General features: G+C 58.4%; 20 protein-coding genes. 10 read left to right on the top strand and 10 right to left on the bottom strand.

Annotated elements, in window-relative coordinates; translation table 11 throughout:
- Positions 1-223: 223 nt before the first annotated feature.
- The 6 genes from FN806_RS14685 to FN806_RS14660 form a co-directional block, all read right to left on the bottom strand.
- Complete coding sequence (locus FN806_RS14685) at positions 224-886, bottom strand: DUF2461 domain-containing protein (protein WP_185956714.1); 663 nt, start codon at positions 884-886, stop codon at positions 224-226.
- Positions 887-902: 16 nt separating this feature from the next.
- Positions 903-1247 carry a TfoX/Sxy family protein gene (locus FN806_RS14680; RefSeq protein ID WP_142638450.1) on the bottom strand — a complete coding sequence of 115 codons (345 nt, stop codon included), beginning with the start codon at positions 1245-1247 and terminating at the stop codon, positions 903-905.
- Positions 1247-1645: an MAPEG family protein gene (locus FN806_RS14675; protein WP_142638448.1), complete on the bottom strand. Its 399-nt coding sequence runs from the start codon at positions 1643-1645 to the stop codon at positions 1247-1249. The genes FN806_RS14680 and FN806_RS14675 overlap by 1 nt, the downstream gene beginning before the upstream one ends.
- Positions 1646-1669: 24 nt before the next feature.
- On the bottom strand, positions 1670-2056 hold the full coding sequence (locus tag FN806_RS14670) for a VOC family protein (RefSeq protein ID WP_142638446.1): 387 nt from the start codon (positions 2054-2056) through the stop codon (positions 1670-1672).
- Between the two features lie 67 nt (positions 2057-2123).
- Positions 2124-3359 (bottom strand): RNA polymerase sigma factor, encoded by a 1236-nt coding sequence (locus tag FN806_RS14665; RefSeq protein ID WP_185956713.1) that lies wholly within the window; start codon positions 3357-3359, stop codon positions 2124-2126.
- A 4-nt stretch (positions 3360-3363) separates the two neighbouring features.
- Positions 3364-3735 (bottom strand): YciI family protein, encoded by a 372-nt coding sequence (locus FN806_RS14660; RefSeq protein ID WP_142638441.1) that lies wholly within the window; start codon positions 3733-3735, stop codon positions 3364-3366.
- A gap of 158 nt (positions 3736-3893) precedes the next feature.
- Here FN806_RS14660 and FN806_RS14655 point away from each other — a divergent pair, with 158 nt between their 5' ends.
- From FN806_RS14655 to FN806_RS14645, 3 genes are read left to right on the top strand one after another with little or no spacing between them, the layout of a single operon-like run.
- The gene (locus FN806_RS14655; RefSeq protein WP_142638439.1) at positions 3894-5375 is read left to right on the top strand and encodes a DUF4153 domain-containing protein; all 1482 of its coding nucleotides are present in this window, start codon (positions 3894-3896) and stop codon (positions 5373-5375) included.
- The gene (locus FN806_RS14650) at positions 5372-6049 is read left to right on the top strand and encodes a response regulator transcription factor (protein WP_142638437.1); all 678 of its coding nucleotides are present in this window, start codon (positions 5372-5374) and stop codon (positions 6047-6049) included. The genes FN806_RS14655 and FN806_RS14650 overlap by 4 nt, the downstream gene beginning before the upstream one ends.
- Positions 6046-7005 carry a sensor histidine kinase gene (locus tag FN806_RS14645; RefSeq protein ID WP_142638436.1) on the top strand — a complete coding sequence of 320 codons (960 nt, stop codon included), beginning with the start codon at positions 6046-6048 and terminating at the stop codon, positions 7003-7005. The genes FN806_RS14650 and FN806_RS14645 overlap by 4 nt, the downstream gene beginning before the upstream one ends.
- 51 nt (positions 7006-7056) lie before the next feature.
- On the opposite strand, the gene FN806_RS14640 is transcribed toward FN806_RS14645, so the two are convergent.
- The 4 genes from FN806_RS14640 to FN806_RS14625 are packed head-to-tail and all read right to left on the bottom strand — an operon-like array spanning position 7057 to position 10283.
- Positions 7057-7350, bottom strand: coding sequence for a hypothetical protein (locus FN806_RS14640; RefSeq protein ID WP_142638434.1), 294 nt, complete (start codon positions 7348-7350; stop codon positions 7057-7059).
- Positions 7340-8392, bottom strand: a complete 1053-nt coding sequence (locus tag FN806_RS14635) for a hypothetical protein (protein WP_142638432.1) — start codon at positions 8390-8392, stop codon at positions 7340-7342. Before FN806_RS14635 ends, FN806_RS14640 begins: the two co-directional genes overlap by 11 nt.
- Positions 8389-8799, bottom strand: coding sequence for a hypothetical protein (locus FN806_RS14630; RefSeq protein WP_142638430.1), 411 nt, complete (start codon positions 8797-8799; stop codon positions 8389-8391). Before FN806_RS14630 ends, FN806_RS14635 begins: the two co-directional genes overlap by 4 nt.
- Complete coding sequence (locus FN806_RS14625) at positions 8796-10283, bottom strand: FAD-binding oxidoreductase (RefSeq protein ID WP_142638428.1); 1488 nt, start codon at positions 10281-10283, stop codon at positions 8796-8798. Before FN806_RS14625 ends, FN806_RS14630 begins: the two co-directional genes overlap by 4 nt.
- Before the next feature lie 567 nt (positions 10284-10850).
- Here FN806_RS14625 and FN806_RS14620 point away from each other — a divergent pair.
- From FN806_RS14620 to amaB, 7 genes are all read left to right on the top strand, one after another.
- Positions 10851-12431 (top strand): ABC transporter substrate-binding protein, encoded by a 1581-nt coding sequence (locus FN806_RS14620; protein WP_185956712.1) that lies wholly within the window; start codon positions 10851-10853, stop codon positions 12429-12431.
- A 104-nt stretch (positions 12432-12535) separates the two neighbouring features.
- On the top strand, positions 12536-14101 hold the full coding sequence (locus FN806_RS14615) for an ABC transporter substrate-binding protein (protein ID WP_142638426.1): 1566 nt from the start codon (positions 12536-12538) through the stop codon (positions 14099-14101).
- Positions 14102-14197: 96 nt separating this feature from the next.
- Entirely contained in the window at positions 14198-15175 is a 978-nt protein-coding gene (locus FN806_RS14610; RefSeq protein ID WP_142638424.1) for an ABC transporter permease, read from the top strand.
- Entirely contained in the window at positions 15172-16122 is a 951-nt protein-coding gene (locus tag FN806_RS14605; RefSeq protein WP_142638422.1) for an ABC transporter permease, read from the top strand. The genes FN806_RS14610 and FN806_RS14605 overlap by 4 nt, the downstream gene beginning before the upstream one ends.
- Positions 16123-16126: 4 nt before the next feature.
- Positions 16127-17836 (top strand): ABC transporter ATP-binding protein, encoded by a 1710-nt coding sequence (locus FN806_RS14600; protein WP_142638420.1) that lies wholly within the window; start codon positions 16127-16129, stop codon positions 17834-17836.
- A 139-nt stretch (positions 17837-17975) separates the two neighbouring features.
- The gene (locus FN806_RS14595; protein WP_142638418.1) at positions 17976-19082 is read left to right on the top strand and encodes a saccharopine dehydrogenase family protein; all 1107 of its coding nucleotides are present in this window, start codon (positions 17976-17978) and stop codon (positions 19080-19082) included.
- An 18-nt stretch (positions 19083-19100) separates the two neighbouring features.
- The gene (amaB, locus tag FN806_RS14590; protein ID WP_142638466.1) at positions 19101-20597 is read left to right on the top strand and encodes an L-piperidine-6-carboxylate dehydrogenase; all 1497 of its coding nucleotides are present in this window, start codon (positions 19101-19103) and stop codon (positions 20595-20597) included.
- Positions 20598-20625: the final 28 nt, after the last annotated feature.

Below are 20625 nucleotides of genomic sequence, written 5' to 3'. Positions count from 1 at the left end.
GACTAAAATTGATCCACTGGATCAATTGCTTAACGTCTTCACCTCGTCAGGCTCATAACCTGAAGGCCAAAGGTTCAAACCCTACTCCCGCAACCAGCGATATTTGCTAAACCGCCCGTCAGACCTACAAACAGCCCACCGGACTCTTTGCTGCACGATCTCACTTCGTGAGGCCCCTGGTGTTGAAAAAGGCAAGGGATAACATGATCCTGTGTTAGGTCTGCTAGGTGCCAAGGGATTGCAAGGTCTGAAACACCGGGTGGAAGAGCTGAAATTGATTTAGACATTCTTCCCTAAGACCTGCCTGGGTTACGGTGGGTTGGGCGGTAAGATCTGTCCAAACGGTAAGCCCCTTGCGGCGCAGAAGGTCCAGATGAGGGTGGTCACTCGAATAGCCTGACGGTCCACGCTTCAACTCGGGCTCGCTGATCCTGACATTCCTGGCCGTAAGATCATTGATGATTGCCATGAGGTCATCGCCCGCTGGTCCTGCTACGCCGGTCCGGTACTTCTCTAGGGCTGCTTTTTCATATTGGAAGACGCCGCACCCAAGGGACAGGCAATCCGGGGACAGCCCGAAATGCCAAAGCGGGGGCTGATCTCCGCAATCGCCGGGTATGAAAGACATGCGCAGATGAGGATTATAGGGTGTCTTGTCGTTTGAGAACCGCACGTCTCGATGAATACGATAGATCTTGACCGAATGGGGCATGTGCGTCATCTCGGCCAGCGCCTGTGACATCTGGGCCGCAAATTGTTCTGCGGGCTGTTTGATCGCGGCCTCATAGATCTGTTTGTTGGCGTGAAACCACTCGCGTCGGTTATTGGCTCGCAGTTCAGAAAGAAACTGAAGGGCCTCGGGCGAAAAGCAGCGGAACTGATCCATCATCTTCTCCTGATATTCAACTTTTCGGCGGCAGGCTGGCGGCGTGCGCCAGGCACAGGCTCAGCCAGTCACCCAGCGCAGCCGGATCGCAGTCGGCCTCGTCTACAACGACAAACCCACTGAGTTTTCGCTTTCCGTGGACAATCGGGTTTGCAAACGGATTAGAAAGCGCCTCGGTCTCTTTGGCCTTGCCGACACGGAACATGAACCGTCCAAACCCGTCTTTGTCGCGGCGCGCGCCGCACAACATATTGCCGTTCAGAAAAAAGCAGGTGCCACCCATCATCCGCATTTCGGAAATTCCAATATGCGCCTCGAGGGCGAGGCGCATACGTTGATTCAGGTGTTCATCATTTGGCATCAGACTGATCCCGCCAACTGCCAAAGAATTGACAGGGACAAGACGAGCATCACCAATGTTGTCAGTGCGGCACCGATCACCCGACCTTTGCCGTCGGGGGTGGAACGCAGGCTGACATAGTGTACGGCGCGGGCCACCAACAGCACAAGACCGCATCCGCCGACCAGCCAGTCTGAGGCACCGGCAATTTCCGCCCCCGCCAAAGCCAGCAGCGCCAGAGGAACATATTCAGTAAAGTTCCCATGTGCCCGAATCCGCCGCAGCAGTTCGTCGTCATCCCCGTGCAGCAGTAAAACTCCGGTCTGGGATCGTCTGATGCCTACAAGAATTCCCATCGGAATACTCATAAGCACAAAGATTGCTGTCACAAGCAGAGCGATTTGCGGTGTGTGTTCCATGGGAATTCTCCTGTCTGCCCAAGATTAAGACGCCATGCTTTCATAAGTAATCAACGCAAACCGAGCGCCTTGTGGGTCGTTCAGAGTGGCCATCCGGCCGACCCCGGGCATATCTATGGCGGGTTGCAAGACTGAGGCTCCCTGTGCAACTGCGGCTGCTAGGCTGTTATCGACATCAGCAACCGTAAAATAGATCGTCCAGTTTCCATCCGTCTCGGGCATGGGCGAGAACCCTCCGATTGGCGTTTCACCAACCACCGCGGCGGCATAGCTTGACCCGTCCTGCATCGGCATCTCGTTAATGTTCCAGCCCAGCACATTTTTGTAGAATTGCTTGGCCTTGGTCTGGTCTGGCCCGGAATGCCCGATCCAGCCCGAGTTTCCAACGGTGGTCATGTCCAGAATGCTCATCTTTATCTCCCTTTGATTGCCCGCTGCATGCGGGACTGAACAAAGGACGCGTGAGGATCGGCCTTTCCTACAACTGGTTCAAATCTTTTTCACAGGCGGCGATTTCTTTCAGGACCGCCACACGTTCCGGTCCCGTCGGGCCAAGGTTCAATACGCGGTTAAGGGACTGGATCGCGGCGGGAAGATCGCCGATCTCTCGCAACATTGCCGCGCGCAAGGCATGGAACCAGCGATAAGACGCCAGATCATTCGCCAAGGTATCTAACGCAACAAGCGTGCGGCGTGGGCCATGAACCCTGGACCCGGCGGCGATCTGGTTCAGGCGGATGACAGGTGAGGGCTGGAGGCGATAGAGCGCGGCATAATGCGCCTCGATCAGAGACCAGTCGGTATCTTTTGTCGATTGGGCATGCGCATGAACGGCGGCGATTGCGGCCTGAATACCGTAAACACCAACTTGGTTCAGCCGTTCGGCCTTTTGCATCAGGGCTGTCGCTTCGGCGATGTTGGCCTTGTCCCAAAGGGCCCTGTCCTGATCTTCCAGGGCTACAAGCTCACCTTGATCGTCTAGCCGTGCTTCACGACGGGCATGTTGCAGAAGCAACAGGGCCAGCAGTGAAATCTGCTCGGCCATCGTCGGGAACAAGGCAACCAGCAGCCGGGCCAGACGTATCGCCTCCTCGCATAGTTTGAGCCGGATTTGCACCGGGCCACCCGAGGTTGACCAGCCTTCGTTGAACATCAGGTAGATCATCAAAGACACTTCGCCCAAACGCGCAGCCCGCTCCTGTGGCGTGGGTGTTTCAAAAGCGACAGAACTTCCTGCGATCCTTTTCTTGGCGCGGGTAATTCGCTGTTCCATTGCCTTTGTACTGACAAGGAAACCACGGGCGATTTCTTCCACACGCAACCCGGCAACAATTTTTAGGGCCAGCGCAATCTGGTCTTGCCGGCTTAGGTCCGGGTGACAACAGATGAACAGCAGGCGCAGAACATCGTCGCGCAGCTCGTCCGGATCTGGTGGGTCATCAGCCATGGAATGAAATTCTTCCCTGTGGCGGGTCAGGATTGCGCTGCGGCGCTGGGATTTGCGCAAACCATCCAGCCCGGCATTACGGGCGGTGGTCAAAAGCCAAGCTAGCGGATCGCGCGGCGCGCCTTGTTTGCGCCATACGGTCAAGGCCTTTAGACAGGCTTCGGCAAATGCATCTTCGGCAAGGTCGATGTCCCGGAAATATCGCGTCAGGGCCGCGATGGCCTGCGGGCGTTGCTGCAAGAACGTGGCCTCTAGCCAATCCGACACGCGGTCAATCCAAGGTCATCGACCCGCCTGCCCAGGCGGCGGGGCGGACCTCAAGCCGGGCGACAGGTGACGAGATCATTCGCGCATGTTCAAGCGCCTCATCCAGATCGTTGAACTCGGCCAGATACAAGCCCAGAAAACTTTCTTTCGTCTCAGCGAACGGGCCGTCGACGATCATAGGTTGCAGAGTTTCGGCAGCCGCGGGTTCGACTGTGACAGCCGTAGTCGGGGGCATCAGTTTGACAGACAGGAAATCCCCGCGCTGCCTGAGGGCATTCTGTAGCACCGTATGTCCTGCCATGACATCGTCCTGACGGTCCTGTGGCAACGCTTCGAACACACCCGCCTGACCATAGATCGAGATTGCATAGATCATTTTTACCTCCGCGATGTTGGTTTCATCCTGCTAGGACGCGCGAGGCTTTGCAAATCCGACACTCATTTCACCGATCTGCACAGTTTCTGCAGATCTTCTGCACCCGAGCTTCCCGACCTTTGGGTCAAACCAGTCCCTTAAAACACAAGAGGGAAGAAATGGCGCAGCAACTTATAATTTCTGGAGTTCCGAATTCTGTGGCGCTGGACGCTTGGTGGCTGTCGGAAGAGACAGTGATTTCAGGTACCAAGGGCCCGCCGGGTTCAACCCCGGCGTTTGCCACCGATGGTCGCGCGTGGCGCTTGATCGGGTCTATCTTGCTGGTCGCGCTGGCGGATTACCTGTTCTGGGGACATCAGGCGGGTGTGTCTCTAGCGGTCTTTGCTGTGGCGGTCTTTTTGTGCGGCCTGCCCGCGGATCGGTCTGGCAAAGGGGTGCTTATGCCCGCAACGGTTTTGGTGCTGAGTGTTTTGCCGGTCGTGGATTTCGTTCAACCATTATCGGTCGCGTTTCTTTTGTCCGGGCTCGTCGTTGCGATTGTCTGGGTCAGGCACCCGAAAGGCCAGGTTCTGGAACTGCTTTTGCTGGCGCTGGGGTTTCTGACTGATCTTCCAAAGAACTGGCTTGGCCCGGTCCGCGCGATACCCGGCCTGAAAACCACGATTGTCAGCGATGCCGGAGGCGGCTGGACGCGGGTTCGGCAGTTCCTGCGCAACTGGGGTCTGCCGATTGGCGGGACGATGGTTTTTGTTACCTTGCTGGCCGAGGCGAACCCGGTATTCCAATCCCTTGTCACCCCGGATATCGCCTTTGGCCACCTGCTGCAGCGCGCCCTGTTCTGGGGAGGGATTGCGCTGATCATCTGGCCTTTTGTCGATAACCACCCGCTTCGCGGACTGAACCCGCGACCATTCGTAGGCCCTCAGACAATCCCCGGCCTCAACGGTGGTTCGGTCCTGCGGGCGCTCTGGGTGTTCAATGCACTGATTGGTGTTCAGACTGTGCTGGACCTTTCGATTCTGCTGGGCGGGGCCTCATTGCCCGAGGGGATGAGCTATGCATCCTATGCCCATCGCGGCGCATATCCGTTGCTGGTAACGGCGCTGCTGGCCGGTGCATTCGCCCTGGCAGCGCGGCCGTTTCTGGATGAAAATCGGGTGCTGAAACCGCTGATGGTGTTGTGGCTGGCACAAAATGTGGCTCTGTGCGGTGCGGCATTGATGCGCCTGGATTTATATGTCGGCACCTATGGCCTGACCTACCTGCGTATCTATGCGCAGATCTGGATGGGTCTTGTTGCGGCAGGTCTGGCGCTGGTTGGGTGGCAAGTAGCGTTCAGGAAATCCAATAGTTGGTTGATCGCGCGAACCGGCATTCTGAGCGTTCTGGTCCTCTATTGCGCCAGTTTTGTGAATTTTGCCCATGTGATCGCGACCCGAAACCTGAAACTGTCCGAACCGGACTATGCCTATCTGTGTTCGTTGGGGCCCATGACCGGGATGCATATCAGCTACGGGTATCCGAATTCGTTGTGCTATTTTGAAGCCGACCCGATCAACAGCTGGCAGGAATGGGGCTTTCGAAAGTGGCGCCTGTCCCGCTATGGTGCCGATCTGAGCAGTATCGGTCCGGGTATATGAATATCTTAGTTGTCGATGATGATCCGCGGTTGCGTGAAGTTGTGCGTCTGGGGCTGGAACGCGCTGGCTACAGCGTTTCGACCGCCGCCAACGGTCAGGAAGCCGTAATCAGCACGTTTCGCGACGAACCGGACCTGATCGTTCTGGATGTTGGCCTGCCCGAACTGGATGGCTTTGCCGTATGTCAGAAAATTCGAACCCGTTCGGACGTCCCGATCCTGTTCCTGACCGCCCGCGATGATGAGGTCGACCGAATTCTGGGGCTGGAACTTGGGGCCGATGACTACGTGACCAAGCCTTTTAGCCCGCGCGAACTGGTGACGCGGGTCAAGGTGATCCTAAGGCGCACCAATCGCATTGTGGCGGCGCCGGGAAATCTGCGGCACGGCCCCTTGACCTTGGACCGGACCGCAAGACTCTGTGCTTGCCACGACACGGAAATTGCCCTGACCGGGACTGAGTTTCAGATCATGGTGATGTTGATGGAAACACCGGGCCGTCTTGTTCCCCGCACGGCCCTGATTGCCGAGATTTGGGGCGCGCGCAGCCAGGTCTCGGACAGGACCTTGGACAGCCACCTGCGGAACCTGCGGAACAAACTGGCAGAGGTTGGTTTGCCCGACGCGGTGGAAACCGTGCATGGACAGGGCATCCGGATGCGGAGGCTGGGGTGACCCGGCGCTGGCGGCCTTCATTGGCATTTGTGCTGGGCGGTGCGCTGGTCGGGACATTGGGTCTGTCATTCGCGGGTCTGGTGGCTCTGCGTTATCTGGGGCCAGAACTCGGATTTCGGAACTCTGCTTTGGTTCTGGGCGGGGTGATCTTTCTGGCTACGTCGGGGCTGGGTTGGTTGCTGGTGCGCCTACTGCTTCGCCCGATCAAAGCCCTGCAGGCCTATGCCGGGGCGCAAGAGGCGGGTACCCAGGCGGCCTCAATCCAGCATTTCGGCACCAAAGAGCTTCACCAGACCGCAACTCAGGTCGTCACCATGGCCGAGGCGCTGCGTGACCGTGAGGCGACCATCCGGTCTTATACCGATCACGTCACGCATGAGTTAAAATCGCCGGTAACCGCAATCCGCGCGGCGGTTGAGATGCTACAGGACACCCCAGATGGCAGCGATGACTCCAAAGCCCTAATCGCGCAGATCGACGGCGCGCGTCAGCAGATCGAAACCCAGCTTGCAGCACTTCGGGATGCCGCCCGCGCGCGCGAGGCCCGATATGTCGGGGCAAGCACCCTGCGCGATGCGTTGCCTGGGGCGCCTCCGCTTGAGCTAAACCTGTCCGGGGCGGATGATATCGCATTCCCGATCTCGGCCGAGGGGTTGCGGATCGTTCTGGGCCATATTCTGCAAAACGCCAAAGATCATGGGGCCAGCGCGGTGGATCTGCGCTCCGAAGAAGCTGGAAATGCGGTTATTCTGACCGTGTCCGACAATGGGGCGGGGATTTCGCCTGGTAACGTCGACCGCGTGTTCGATCCATTCTTTACCACCCGCCGGGAAAGCGGCGGGACCGGTATGGGTCTGGCTATTGTCCGTAACATCCTGTCTGCGCATCGCGGTGAAATCGAAAACCTGCCCGCCCCATGTGGCGCGTGCTTTGAATTGCGGTTTTTCAGGTTCTAATCGGGGCCATAGGCCGTTCGTGTATTGGCCCCGAATGTTTGACAGAATTGATCACTGTCGGGCAGGCAGTGGAAGGCAACCGGGCAGGCCCGCAGGCAGGACCAGCCGTGCCCCGTGCCGGTAAAGCGATTGGGCGAACCCACTGCTATCCGATGTGACCGTGACACTGACTTGCGAAGAGCCGATGACCGCTATGTCATCCGGTAGATTTCGCATCAGCCCCTCTGAGGGAAAGACCACGACATAGGCAGGGGCCTCGTCCGTTATCAACGCGACGACCGCCAGAACCGACAGCCATCCAAGCACCATAAGGGGGATGGCTGTCAGGAGTGATCTAATAGTCATGGATATGCTCAAGCGTCAGGCCGTCCCCCTGGATCTGGCGCAGACGCTGAGAGAGGTCCGGAACCTTGACCAGTATCAGATGACGATAGTCCCCGAACCCTTGTCGTTGGGCGCTGAAGATTGCATCCGGCGCAGTTGGTTGATCCGACAGGGCGGTGAACAGAATGTCGTCATTGCCAGCGATCTCGATAATCTCGACCCCCGCGCTGGCCATTTCCGCCAGTAGGTTGGTCAGGGTGCGGTAGCGCGGCGTTTCGATCTCAACTCCGTTTGGGCCTTCAGAGATAACCTTCACGCCGGGATAGGCAGACAGGCTGTCTGCACTGGCTCCGGTGACGATCATCCTCAATGTCAGCTCATCCGCGCCGACCTGCGCAACCGCCTGTTCGATCACGCCCGCATAGGCCTGTTTGGCACCGTATTCCAGACCCAGCGCAATCGCTCTTTCATTGTCGCGCAGGGTGCCGCTGTTTTGTTCGTCCAGGCTCTGAGCGTCGTCGGCGAAGGGCCATTTATACCAGGGAACCTGTTGCAGAAACGCGGCATAGGCGGCGGCCTGCTGTGCCGACACATCATCCAGCGGCGCCCGTTGCGAGCCCCGCAAGACAGTGGCCAGCCGACCGAGGGTTTCTTCATAGGCGGCCTTCAGCGCCAGTTCAGCGGAAAAGCTGGCACCGATCACATAGACCATCTGTTTGGTGGCCCCATCAACCTGACCGAGAGCGGAGGCGGTCCGATTCAGATCGCAGAGCGACCCCCAAAACCCGGTGATACTGCTCCAGAACCCGTAATCATGGGGATCGCCGGTGCGCAGAACCTCGGCGTAATCCTCATAGGCGTGGACAATGTGCCACTCGGGATAAGTCATCAGCGTGCGGGTTTCGGCCCGGTGATGTGCCGGGTCGATCAGGGCGGTATAAGCCGGGGGCTGACCCGTACCACGGCAGCTTGTTTCCACATAGAGGATCGGAGCAGCCAGCGCGATCCCGGCAAGGATCAACACCAGAATCAGCCGTTTGGTCCACCGCAGCAGGAACCTCATGCAGTGTGTCTCCGGTCCCGCAGCCCGGCCCAGGCGGCAACGCCGCCAAGCGCCAGATGCGGCAGGTTGGCAAACAGGCGGGGCAGGGACAATTCCGGCCCGGCCGATGGGTTTGTAAAGATACCCAGATCAAGATAGCCATAACCGGTGAAAAACCCGAACACGCCGTCCCCCAGATAAGCCAGCCCGAACAGGATCAGAAAGCTACGAGCCGCGCGGTGTGACAACAGCCCGGCGATCAGCGCCCAAAGGGCCGAGGCCACGTGCAGCGCATCGTCATAGATATCCAGTGCGAAAATGCCAAAGGCCAGACCATCCTGATCCGTCAGGCCGGGAATATAGTTCAGCGATGCCGCAATCATCAGCGCGACAAAGTAAACCAGACAGAGTTTTTGAAGGTTGCTCATAGACGCCCCAGATAGCTGTCCCAAAGGTTGTTCCGCAGAACCAGTTGCGGATCAAGCTCTCGTTTTGCCTGCGCAAACCCTTCCGCATTGGGGTAGGCTGCAGTCAGTTGATCCAGTGTCGCATGTGGCCTGTACGGCAGGTAATAGGTTCCGCCAATCGCCACGATCCCGTCGATCAGCGCCCGGGTCATCCGCGCCATGTCGGCTTCGCCGCGTTCGGTCAGTTCCTGGCTGAACGACATGACAGCGGCGATCCGCGGTTCGCTTGCATAGGATAGAACGGCCTGATCGTCCTGTGCGACATAGCGCAGCGTTACGTTCAGAAACTCTTGATACGAGGCCGGAATTACCGCGCGGCACACTGATAAGAAATCGTCGAACGCATCGAACCCCACGAAATACTCGTGCAGGATGTCGGTCCGGTCCGGGTTGCGGTCGTCCAGAGTCACAACCGGTTCGTTGATCAAAGTGTTCCGCGTCGCCTCACCCGAACCCAGCGCTGGGCCCAGCCGTGTTTCATTCCACCAACGGAAGGATTTGAAGGGCTCGCTGCCCAGTTGAGCCCGGTACAGACGGCTGGCCGCATGCGACATCCACCCCGACCCGGACGCTGGTGGCAGGTCCGACTGGTCCGAGCCTTCGCGATATGTCACCAATAGCGATTTCTCGAAAAAAGCATCGCGTTCAACATTCAGGCGGCCATAGGCCATTGTGACCGCCGGGTCGTCAATCGCCGCACGAAAGGCCGAGGCAAACGCTCCTGCTTCCAGAATGTCGAATCCCGGCGTCAGGCGTGAATTTGGAACCATCTCGACCTCAAGGTCCACGATCACGCCGATCAACCCGTACCCGCCCATCGCCAGATTGAACAGCTCGGTGTTCTCGGTGGGCGAACAGGTCACCAACTCACCCGAGGGCAGGATCATGCGCAACGATCGGACCGTCGCCCCCATCGGGCCAAAGGGAACCGGCCAGCCATGTGCATTGACCGAATAAGTGGCGGCGACACCGAAATCATTATTTGACTGCATGACTTTGGGGGACCAGCCTGCGGGATCAAGCGCTGCGATGACCTGCGACCAGCGGGCTCCGGCATGGGTCAGATAGGTCCCGGCTGAACCGTCGATCTGAACCGATCCATTGTCAAAGGTAATCGCTGTGCCGTTGCGGGGAATGGCTTGCCCACCCATGGAATGCCGCGCGGCCCCAATGTTGACAGGGCGTCCTTCTGATCTGGCCTCCGAAAGCTCTTGCCGGATGGCGGCGATCAGCGTGTCTCCGGGGTCATCGCTGAGCACCAGATGTTTGTGGATCGGTGTCGGTGACAGTCCGCTGGCGTCATTCATCACTTTGTCGCCGGTTTCCGCAAATGTCCTTCTTGTGCCTTCATAGACAGGTAGGTCCGGTCCCAGCCACCGTGACGCAACCCATCCTGCCAACCCTCCGCCGGCAAACAAGGCCGCCCTTCTGGTAAATGTTTTCATCTTTCGATTTCTCCCGAAGTTAGCTGGGACATCTGATCAAGAATGATTTTAAGCGCAGTTTGGAATTTCTGCGGGCCTCAATCCGGGGTATGTGCCTGACCCCTGCCAAGGTGTCCATTTGGGCATCGGGTCAAAGAATGTGCAAGTCCATGGCCTGCTGTACCGGCGCAAAGGTGTCCTAGTTGCCCCAGATCAGGCCGACGGGTACCTGCAGCATGGCGATCCGCCGTGGTCAGCAGATTCGGGCAAGGTCCAAGGACCAGTTTTTTGACCGCAAGTGGCTCGAAACTTGGCTTCATTCCCGGAATGTTCAACCGGAAGGCATGTTTTGCAAACTGCGGAAATCCGTACTTGTAAGACGGTCAGCGGTCACAGCTTGGCGTAAGCTTTCCGCTACGTAAGTTCATGCGCGCACGGCAGATTTGCGTCGGGGCATCCGCCAAACTGCCGTTTTTATGCTCAATCAGGTGTTGCAACTGTAACGATGATCTGGATGATCAGGACCACCAAGGCCGTAAAAATGGTCTGTCGTCCAAAGGGCGATTTTAACAAAAAGGGGAGTTACAAATGATTCTAAGAAACCTGATGATCGCTGCAAGTGCGACGGCGCTGATGGCAGCGGGCGCTTCGGCGGAAACGCTGCGCTGGGCGCGGGCCGGTGATGCGCTGACGCTGGATCCGCATTCGCAGAATGAAGGTCCGACGCACACCGTGCGACACCAGATTTACGAGCCTCTGATCATCCGCGACGTGACCGGTGCATTCGAGCCCGCGCTGGCGACCGAGTGGGGCCCCAAGGCCGATGACCCGAATGTTTGGGTCTTCAAGCTGCGCGAAGGCGTGAAATTCCATGACGGTGCGGACTTCAACGCCGAAGATGTGGTGTTCAGCTTTACCCGTGCCAAGCAACCTAATTCCGACATGAAAGAGCTGATCGGTTCGATCGTCGAAGTGCGTGCAGTTGACGATTTCACCGTCGAGATTGTCACAGATGGTCCGAACCCGATCCTGCCGTCGAACCTGACAAACCTGTTCATTCTGGACAAGGGCTGGGCCGAGTCGAATGACACCGTTAATGTTCAGGATTTCGAAGGCGGCGAAATCACTTATGCCACCACCAATGCCAACGGTACGGGCCCCTACGTTCTTCAAAGTCGCGAACCTGACATCAAGACGGTAATGGTGCGCAACGACAACTATTGGGGCATCGACCAGTTCCCGATGGAAGTGACCGAGATCATCTATACCCCGATCCAGAACGCTGCGACCCGCGTTGCGGCGATGCTGTCGGGTGAGGTGAACTTCCTCCAGGATATGCCGGTGCAGGACATTGAACGCGTCAATGGTGTCGACGGTCTGATGGTCAAGCAAGCCCCGCAGAACCGGGTGATCTTCTTTGGTATGAACCAGGGTGCCGACGACATCGAGGCGGATAATGTGGACGGCAAGAACCCTCTGGCCGATGTGCGGGTGCGTCAAGCGATGTCGATGGCGATTAACCGTGATGCGATCAAGCAGGTCGTGATGCGCGGCCAGTCGCAGCCTGCAGGCATGATCGCACCGCCCTTCGTGAATGGCTGGACCTCTGACATGGACGGCGAATCCTCCACCGATCTGGCCAAGGCCAAGGAACTGATGGCAGAGGCAGGTTATGGTGATGGCTTCTCGCTTCGGCTGGACTGCCCGAATGATCGGTACATCAACGATGAAGCTATCTGTCAGGCGGCTGTTGGGATGCTGGGCCAGATCGGCGTGACCGTGAATCTGGACGCCAAGCCCAAGGCGCAGCATTTCCCGCTGATCACCGATGGCAAGACAGATTTCTACATGCTGGGTTGGGGTGTGCCGACATATGACTCGGAATACATCTTCAACTTCCTTGTTCATGGACGCGAAGATGACATCGGCACGTGGAACGGCACCGGTTATCAGGACGATGCGCTGGACGGGAAGATCAAGTCGCTTGCCTCGAATACCGATCTTGACGCTCGGAATGCCGACATCGCCGACATCTGGCGGGTGGTGCAGGACGAAGCGCTTTACATCCCCATTCATCACCAGGTTTTGAACTGGGGTATGGCCGACGGTGTGGGCATCGAAGTGGATGCCGAAGATCAGCCCAAGGTCAAATACTTCACTCTGAACTAAGCCATTCAGATCAGTGATTTGGCAGGGCGCGGTTTCGCGCCCTGCCTTTTGCGCTATTGTTAAGCGCAACACCGCATCGCGGGGCAAAAAAGGGAGATTTCGCCATGACCCTCAGGAACAGTGCCATTGCTTTGGCCTTGCTGGCCACCACCAGCGTTCAGGCTGCCGAATTCAAATGGGCCTCGACCACGGACCCGCAGACGATGGACCCGCACGCGGTCAACTCGGCCCCGGTTCTGGGGTTTCTGAACAATGTCTACGAAGGCCTTGTGCGCCGCGACAAGGACATGAGCGTTCAACCCGCGCTGGCCGTCAGCTGGGAGACGATTGGCGACGGCGAAGGTTGGCGCTTTAAACTGCGTGAGGGTGTGACCTTCCATGACGGCAGCAGCTTTGATGCGCAGGACGTTCTGTTCAGCTATCAGCGCGCCTCGGGCGAGGCGGCGGATACCCGCAGCTGGTTCGCGCCCATCAGCGAGGTGATCGTGGTCGACGACTATACGGTCGATTTCATGACGACTGCGCCGAACCCGTTATTCCCATCCTCAATCGCCAACTGGATGATCATGGATCAGGGCTGGGCCGAGGCCAATGACGCAGCGGTGCCCGACAAAGAGGTCGGGAATTACGCCACCCTGAACGCCAACGGCACAGGCGCCTTCAAACTTGCGGCACGAGAGCCCGGCCTGCGCACGGTTCTTGAGCCCTTTGACGGCTGGTGGGATCAGGCCGACCACAACATCACAAGTGCTGAGTTCACTCCGATCCAAAACCCGGCGACAGCGGTTGCAGCCTTGTTGTCAGGCGATGTGGACATGATCAACCCGGTGCCGATTCAGGACGTGGCGCGCCTGAAGGAAAACGGGGATGTCGACGTCATTCAGGGGATCGAGGCACGGGTCATCATGTTGGGGTTCGATCATCAGGCCGAGGTGCTTAAATACACCGACGATGCGGGCAAACCGAACCCGTTCCGTGACCCGCGCGTCCGCAAGGCAGTGGCACAGGCGGTCAATGTGGATGCCATTCTTGCGACTATCATGCGGGGGAATGCCGAAGCGGCCTCGCAATTGGTCAGCCCGGCGATGAGTGGTTATTCCGAGGCGAATGCAGACCGTCCCGCCTTTGATGTCGATGCCGCCAGGGCCCTGCTGACCGAGGCCGGATATGCAGATGGGTTTTCGTTCGGGCTGAAATGCCCCAATGACCGCTATCTGAATGATGAGGCCGTTTGCCAGGCGGTTGTCAGCATGCTGGCCCAGATCGGGATCACTGCGGAACTGGATGCCATGCCGGTCCGTAACTACTGGCCGGAACTCAGGGAAGGCAAATACGATATGTACCTGCTGGGCTGGAGCCCCGGTACATTTGATGCCGAACACCCCGTGCGCTTTCTTGTGGCTACCCCAAACGAAGAGAAAAAGCTGGGCAGCTGGAATTTCGGCGGATTTTCGAACGCGCGGGTGGATGAGCTGCTGCCGATGATCCAGTCCGAGTTGGATGCGGGCAAACGGCAGGCGATGCTGGATGAGGTCACGCAGATCATTCAGGACGAACAGGTCTATTTGCCGATGTATGTGCAACCTCTGGTCTGGGGCACACGCAGCAATGTCGAACTGACGCAGCGCCCGGACAACTTCTTTCTGCTGCGCTGGGTAACGGTGAACTGAAACCGGGGCGGGGCCAGAAAACGCTAGCTTGCGTTAGCGGTATCTTGACCACCCCGCCCGGGCCTGCATAGACAGTCCGATCAACGAGGAAAACGAATGTTCGCTTATATTGTCCAAAGGATGTTCCAATCCGTGATCGTGCTGCTGATCGTGGGTCTGGTTGCCTTTTCGATGTTCCGCTTTGTCGGTGATCCGATCGACAACATGCTGGGGCAGGAACGTACGCAGGCCGATATCGACCGGCTGCGGTCCGATCTTGGTCTGGATCAGCCGTTTCCGGTGCAATATTTCAAGTTCCTGCAAGGCGCGGTGCAGGGCAATTTTGGCGTGTCCTACCGGCAAGGCCGACCGGTTTCGACCATCATAGCCGAACGCGCCCCCGCGACATTGGAGCTGGCCTTTGTGTCGGGCTTTCTGGCCATCACCCTTGGCATCGCGCTGGGCGTTTTCACAGCGATCCGACGACAGGGGGTGGCGGCGAATATCATCATGACCGTGTCGCTGATCGGGGTTTCCCTGCCAACCTTCCTGATCGGGATATTGCTGATCTATATCTTCTCGGTTGAATTGGATCTTTTACCCAGCTTTGGGAGGGGCGAGACCGTTATGATTGGCGGCTGGTCCACGGGGTTCCTGACAACCTCGGGGCTCAAGGCGCTGATCCTGCCGGCGATCACGCTGGGCCTGTATCAGATGACGCTGATCATGCGGCTGGTGCGGTCGGAAATGCTTGAGGTCCTGCGTGCCGACTATGTCCGTTTTGCACGTGCGCGTGGGCTGTCGGACCGGGTGATCAATTTTCGCCACGCGCTGAAAAATACGCTGGTGCCGGTGATCACCATCACCGGGTTGCAGCTGGGCTCGATCATCGCCTTTGCCATCATCACCGAGACGGTGTTTCAGTGGCCCGGTGTGGGCCTGCTGTTCATAAATGCGATCCAGTTTGTCGATATCCCTGTCATGGCCGCCTATCTGATGCTGATCTCGGTCATGTTCGTGTCGATCAATCTGATCGTCGATCTTTTGTACTATGCCATTGACCCGCGCCTGCGTGTCGACGCGAGGGCCACATGACCGATACTTCTGAAACTTCGAGACAAGTGCCCAAATCACGACTGGCCCAGTTCTGGGACAGCGATTTCGCATGGTCCTTCCGTCATTCACCCGTGGCGATGGTTGCCTCATTTGTTGTGGTTTTGCTGGTGCTGGCGGCAATATTGGCCCCGCTGATTGCGCCGCATAACCCGTTTGATCCGGCAACGCTGAACCTGATGAACGGATTTACACCGCCGGGCACGCCGAATGCCTTTACGCAGGACACGTTCCTGCTGGGCACCGACGATCAGGGGCGCGATGTGTTCTCGACCATCCTCTTTGGGATGCGCATATCCCTGTTTGTCGGCGCTGCGGCGGTGCTGCTGGCGCTGATCATCGGAGTTGTTCTGGGGCTGGTCGCGGCCTATTTCGGCGGCTGGGTCGAGACGCTGATCATGCGGGTCGCAGATGTGCAGCTGACCTTTCCAGCCATTCTGGTCGCTATGCTGATCTTTGGCATCGCCAAAGGCGTGACCCCACCCGAATATCGTGACGAGATGGCGATCTATGTACTGATCATCGCCATTGCCCTGTCCGACTGGGTGCAGTTTGCCCGGGTCGTCCGCGGTGCTGCGTTGGTGGAAAAGAACAAGGAATATGTGCAGGCCGCCCGCCTGATCGGGCGTGGTTCTTTCCCGATTATGTTCCGTCACATCCTGCCCAATGTACTCAGCCCGGTTCTGGTCATCGCCACGATCTCACTGGCGCTGGCGATCATTGCCGAAGCAACGCTGAGCTTCCTCGGCGTAGGGGCACCACCAACCCAGCCGTCATTGGGCACGCTGATCCGCATCGGGCAGGGCTTCCTGTTCTCGGGTGAGTGGTGGATCTTGTTCTTCCCGGCCTGCACCCTGCTGGCGCTGGCCCTGTCTGTGAACCTGCTGGGCGACTGGCTGCGCGATGCGCTGAACCCCAAGCTGCGGTGATTTCATGAGCCTTCTGACGATCAATGACCTAACGGTCGAATTCCCCACCCGCCGCAAATTGTTCACAGCCGTGGACCATGTGGACCTGTCGGTTGAACCCGGAGAAATCCACGGCTTGGTTGGCGAATCCGGGGCCGGTAAATCCACCATTGGCGCGGCCATCATGGGATTGTTGGATCGCCCCGGCCGTATTGCCAGCGGCACGATCCAGCTGAGCGGTGACCAGATCAGTGGTCTGGATGCCGAGGCGATGCGAGGGCTGCGCGGCAAAAAGATCTCGATGATCTTTCAGGACCCGCTGACCTCGCTCAACCCGTTATTCACCGTGCGCGAACAACTGACCGAGACCATTCAGGCCCATCTGGGCGGCACGGATGCCGAGGCGAACCAACGCGCGCGCGATCTGATTGACCGGGTTGGCATTCCTGATCCGGACACGCGGTTGGACCAGTATCCGCACCAGTTCTCGGGCGGGATGCGGCAGCGTGTGGTCATCGCGCTTGCCTTGTGTACCGAACCGGATGTGATCATCGCGGATGAGCCGACCACGGCGCTGGACGTCTCGGTTCAGGCGCAGATTCTGGACCTGATCAAAGAACTGGCGCGGGAACGTCAAGTGGGCGTCATCCTGATCACCCATGACATGGGTGTGATCGCGGACACGACGGACAAGGTGACGGTGATGTATGCGGGCAAGGTTGTCGAAACCGGCCCGACCGCGCAGGTGATGGGGCAGCCCACCCATGAATACACCAAATCGCTGATCGCTGCCGTGCCGCGCCCGACCCTGAAACTGCATCGCTTTCCCCAGATCAGCTATGGTGGACGCGAGACACGCTTTGCCATCGAAGACATGGCCCGCCACTGGCCCAAGGTGGATAATGACACCAGCAAACCGGTGTTCGAAATCCGGAACCTGACCAAGAAGTTCCTGCAACGCAAAGGCCTGTTGCCCTGGGACCGCACCTATTTCACCGCCGTTGACGAGGTAAGTTTCGACATCCGCGCAGGTGAGGTGTTTGGCGTTGTGGGTGAATCCGGCTCGGGCAAGTCGACTGTCGCACGGATGATTGCAGGGTTGTACCCTGTGGATGGCGGCACGATTACATTCGACGGGCAGGTGGTCAGCGATCTGACCAATCGGACCGCGCTGGATGCCTATCGCAAGAAAATCCAGATGATCTTTCAGGACCCGTATTCCTCGCTCAATCCCCGTATGCGGGTGGATGAGATCGTGGCCGAGCCGATCCGCCATCACAGGTTGATGGAAGGTGCAGATATCAAACGCCGCGTCGATGAGTTGTTGGATCAGGTGGGACTCGGCCATGAGGCCGGGCAGAAATACCCGCATGAATTCTCGGGCGGACAGCGGCAACGTATCTCGATTGCACGTGCGCTGGCCACGCAACCGCGATTCCTGATTTGTGACGAGCCAACCAGTGCGCTGGACGTGTCCATTCAGGCGCAGATTCTGAACATCTTGAAGGACCTGCAGGAACATCTGGGCCTGACCCTGCTGTTCATCAGTCATGACCTGCCGGTGGTACGTCAGATGTGCGACCGAGTGGCAGTGATGAAACAGGGCCAAATTGTCGAGTTGCAGGAAACCAATAACTTGTTCGCCAACCCCCAGACGGATTATGCCCGCGAATTGTTGCGCCTGATGCCCAGGCTTGATGACCTGTCGACCGAGGGGTTGGACGCCGAATCCTGAGTCAGTGACGATTCCAGTATTGGCGGTATGACGGAAGGTCCGTCAATATGGCGATAGTTTTGACGTTTTCGTCAAGATTGCCTCTGCAGATTGAACAACTGTGCCTTCATACTTTCTGAAACGAAAGAGGAGGCGCGTTTTGAGCTGGAATATCTGTGTCATCGGAGCAGGCAAGATCGGTCAGATGATCGCGACTTTGCTGCAATCTTCATCCAACTATTCGGTCACGGTTGCCGACCGCGATCTGGCGGCTTTGTCCGTGCTGAATCGGCAGGGAGTTTCGACCCGCCAGATTGATGTCAGCGATGAAACGCAGCTGGCTGAGGATCTGAACGGTTTCGATGCGGTTATCTCGGCGGCTCCGTTTTTCCTGACCCCACGGATTGCCAAAGCCGCCAAATCGGCCGGCGCGCATTATTTTGACCTGACCGAAGATGTTGCCGCCACCAACGCGGTGCGCGAGTTGGCCGCCGACAGCGAGACGGCGTTTATGCCGCAATGCGGGTTGGCACCGGGTTTTGTCGGCATCGCCGGCGCGGCCTTGGCTGCCGAGTTCGATACGCTGGACAGCCTGCATATGCGGGTCGGGGCGCTGCCGCTCTATCCGACCAACGCGCTGAAATACAATCTGACCTGGTCCACCGATGGGCTGATCAATGAATATTGCAACCCGTGCGATGCCATCGTGAATGGCGAACGGGTCAAGACCGCTCCGCTCGAGGATTACGAGCGTTTGGGTCATGACGGGGTGGAATATGAATGCTTCAATACCTCGGGCGGGTTGGGCACGTTGCCAGAAACCCTGGACGGAAAGGCGCGGGACGTGTCGTACCGATCGATCCGCTACCCGGGACACCGTGACATTCTGCGTTTGCTGCTGAATGATCTTGGATTGGAACGTCGTCGCGACCTGATGAAGGAAATCTTCGAGACCGCGCTGCCGCGGACCGATCAGGATGTGGTTCTGGTTTATTGCACCGCAAAAGGCATGATCGATGGGGCTCTGCGCGAGAAATCCCTGATCAACAAATCTTATGCCCGTACCCTCAATGGTCAGGTCTGGAGCGCCATTCAGGTCACCACTGCTGCCGGTGTTCTGGGTGTGGTTGATCTGATGCGAACGGGTGCTTTGCCCGGCAAAGGGTTCGTGCGGCAAGAGCGGGTGAACCTGTCTGACTTCTTAAACACCGAATTCGGTCAGCTTTACCGCACCGGGGACATAACCAAACAGAACAAGGCGGCCTGAGATATGAAAGACATCGCTATGACAGCCCCAACAACCCTTGCAAATCTGGACCTGACAGCCGCTGAGCTGATGGGCGGCACACTGGCTGTACGCTCGCCCATTGATGGCGGCATTCTGGCCGAGGTACATGAAACGCCTGCGTCAGGGATGGGCACGGTGTTTGCCAATGCCAAGACGGCATTCAAGGCGTGGCGCACGGTTCCGGCCCCACGCCGGGGCGAACTGATCCGCCTGCTGGGCGAGGAATTGCGCGCCGCCAAGGACGATCTGGGTGCGCTGGTCAGCTGGGAAGCTGGTAAGATTACCTCGGAAGGTCTGGGTGAAGTGCAGGAGATGATCGACATCTGCGATTTCGCCGTCGGCCTGTCGCGCCAGCTTTATGGTTTGACCATCGCATCTGAGCGCCCGGGCCACCGGATGATGGAAACGTGGCACCCGGCAGGACCGGTGGGCGTGATCTCGGCCTTCAACTTTCCGGTGGCGGTCTGGTCGTGGAATGCCGCGCTGGCGCTGGTCTGCGGTGATCCGGTGATCTGGAAGCCGTCTGAAAAGACGCCGTTGACCGCGATGGCCTGCCAGAAGATCTTTGAACGTGCACTGGCCCGATTTGGCGATGCGCCCGACCACCTGCTGCAGACCCTGATCGGAGGTGCCGCGCTGGGCGAGGCGCTGGTGGCCAGCGAGGACGTGCCGGTCATTTCGGCGACCGGGTCCACACGGATGGGCCGTGCAGTAGCCCCCATCGTGGCGCAGCGGTTCGGGAAATGTATTCTCGAGCTTGGCGGCAATAACGCGATGATCGTGGGCCCTTCGGCCGATCTGGAAATGGCCGTGCGTGCGATTGTCTTTTCTGCTGTCGGCACAGCCGGTCAACGCTGCACCACGCTGCGCCGACTGATCGTTCACAACTCGATCCGCGAGGAGCTGGTGAGCCGGTTGAAAAAAGCCTATGCCGGTCTGCCAATCGGCAATCCGCTGACCGAAGGCACATTGATCGGTCCGCTGGTGGACGAAGCCTCGGGCGCGGCCATGACCGCTGCGCTGGACGCTGCAAAGGCCGAAGGCGGCGCAGTCTTTGGTGGCGACCGCGTGACCGAAAACGTCCCCGCCGGTGTCTATATGCAGCCCGCGATTGTCGAGATGCCTGGCCAGACAGCAACCGTAAAGACCGAAACCTTTGCGCCGATCCTCTATGTCATGGGGTACGACGCGTTCGACGAAGCCATCGAATTGCAAAATGACGTACCGCAAGGTCTGTCGTCTTGCGTATTCACTCTGAACATGCGCGAGGCCGAGCAATTCCTGACCGCAGCGGGATCGGATTGTGGCATTGCCAATGTCAATATCGGGCCATCGGGGGCCGAGATCGGTGGCGCATTTGGTGGTGAGAAGGAAACCGGTGGCGGGCGCGAAAGCGGCTCGGATGCGTGGAAGGCCTATATGCGCCGCCAAACCAACACCGTAAACTACTCAGCCGAGCTTCCGCTGGCGCAAGGCGTCAAGTTCGACATCTGATCGTGCTGTCGGCGGTACCTGATGGTAC

Source organism: Ruegeria faecimaris (assembly GCF_900182615.1).
In the GTDB taxonomy this organism is placed as follows: domain Bacteria; phylum Pseudomonadota; class Alphaproteobacteria; order Rhodobacterales; family Rhodobacteraceae; genus Ruegeria; species Ruegeria faecimaris.
The sequence above is the reverse complement of the archived record's forward strand: the minus strand, read 5'-3'. Positions and strand labels throughout refer to the sequence as shown.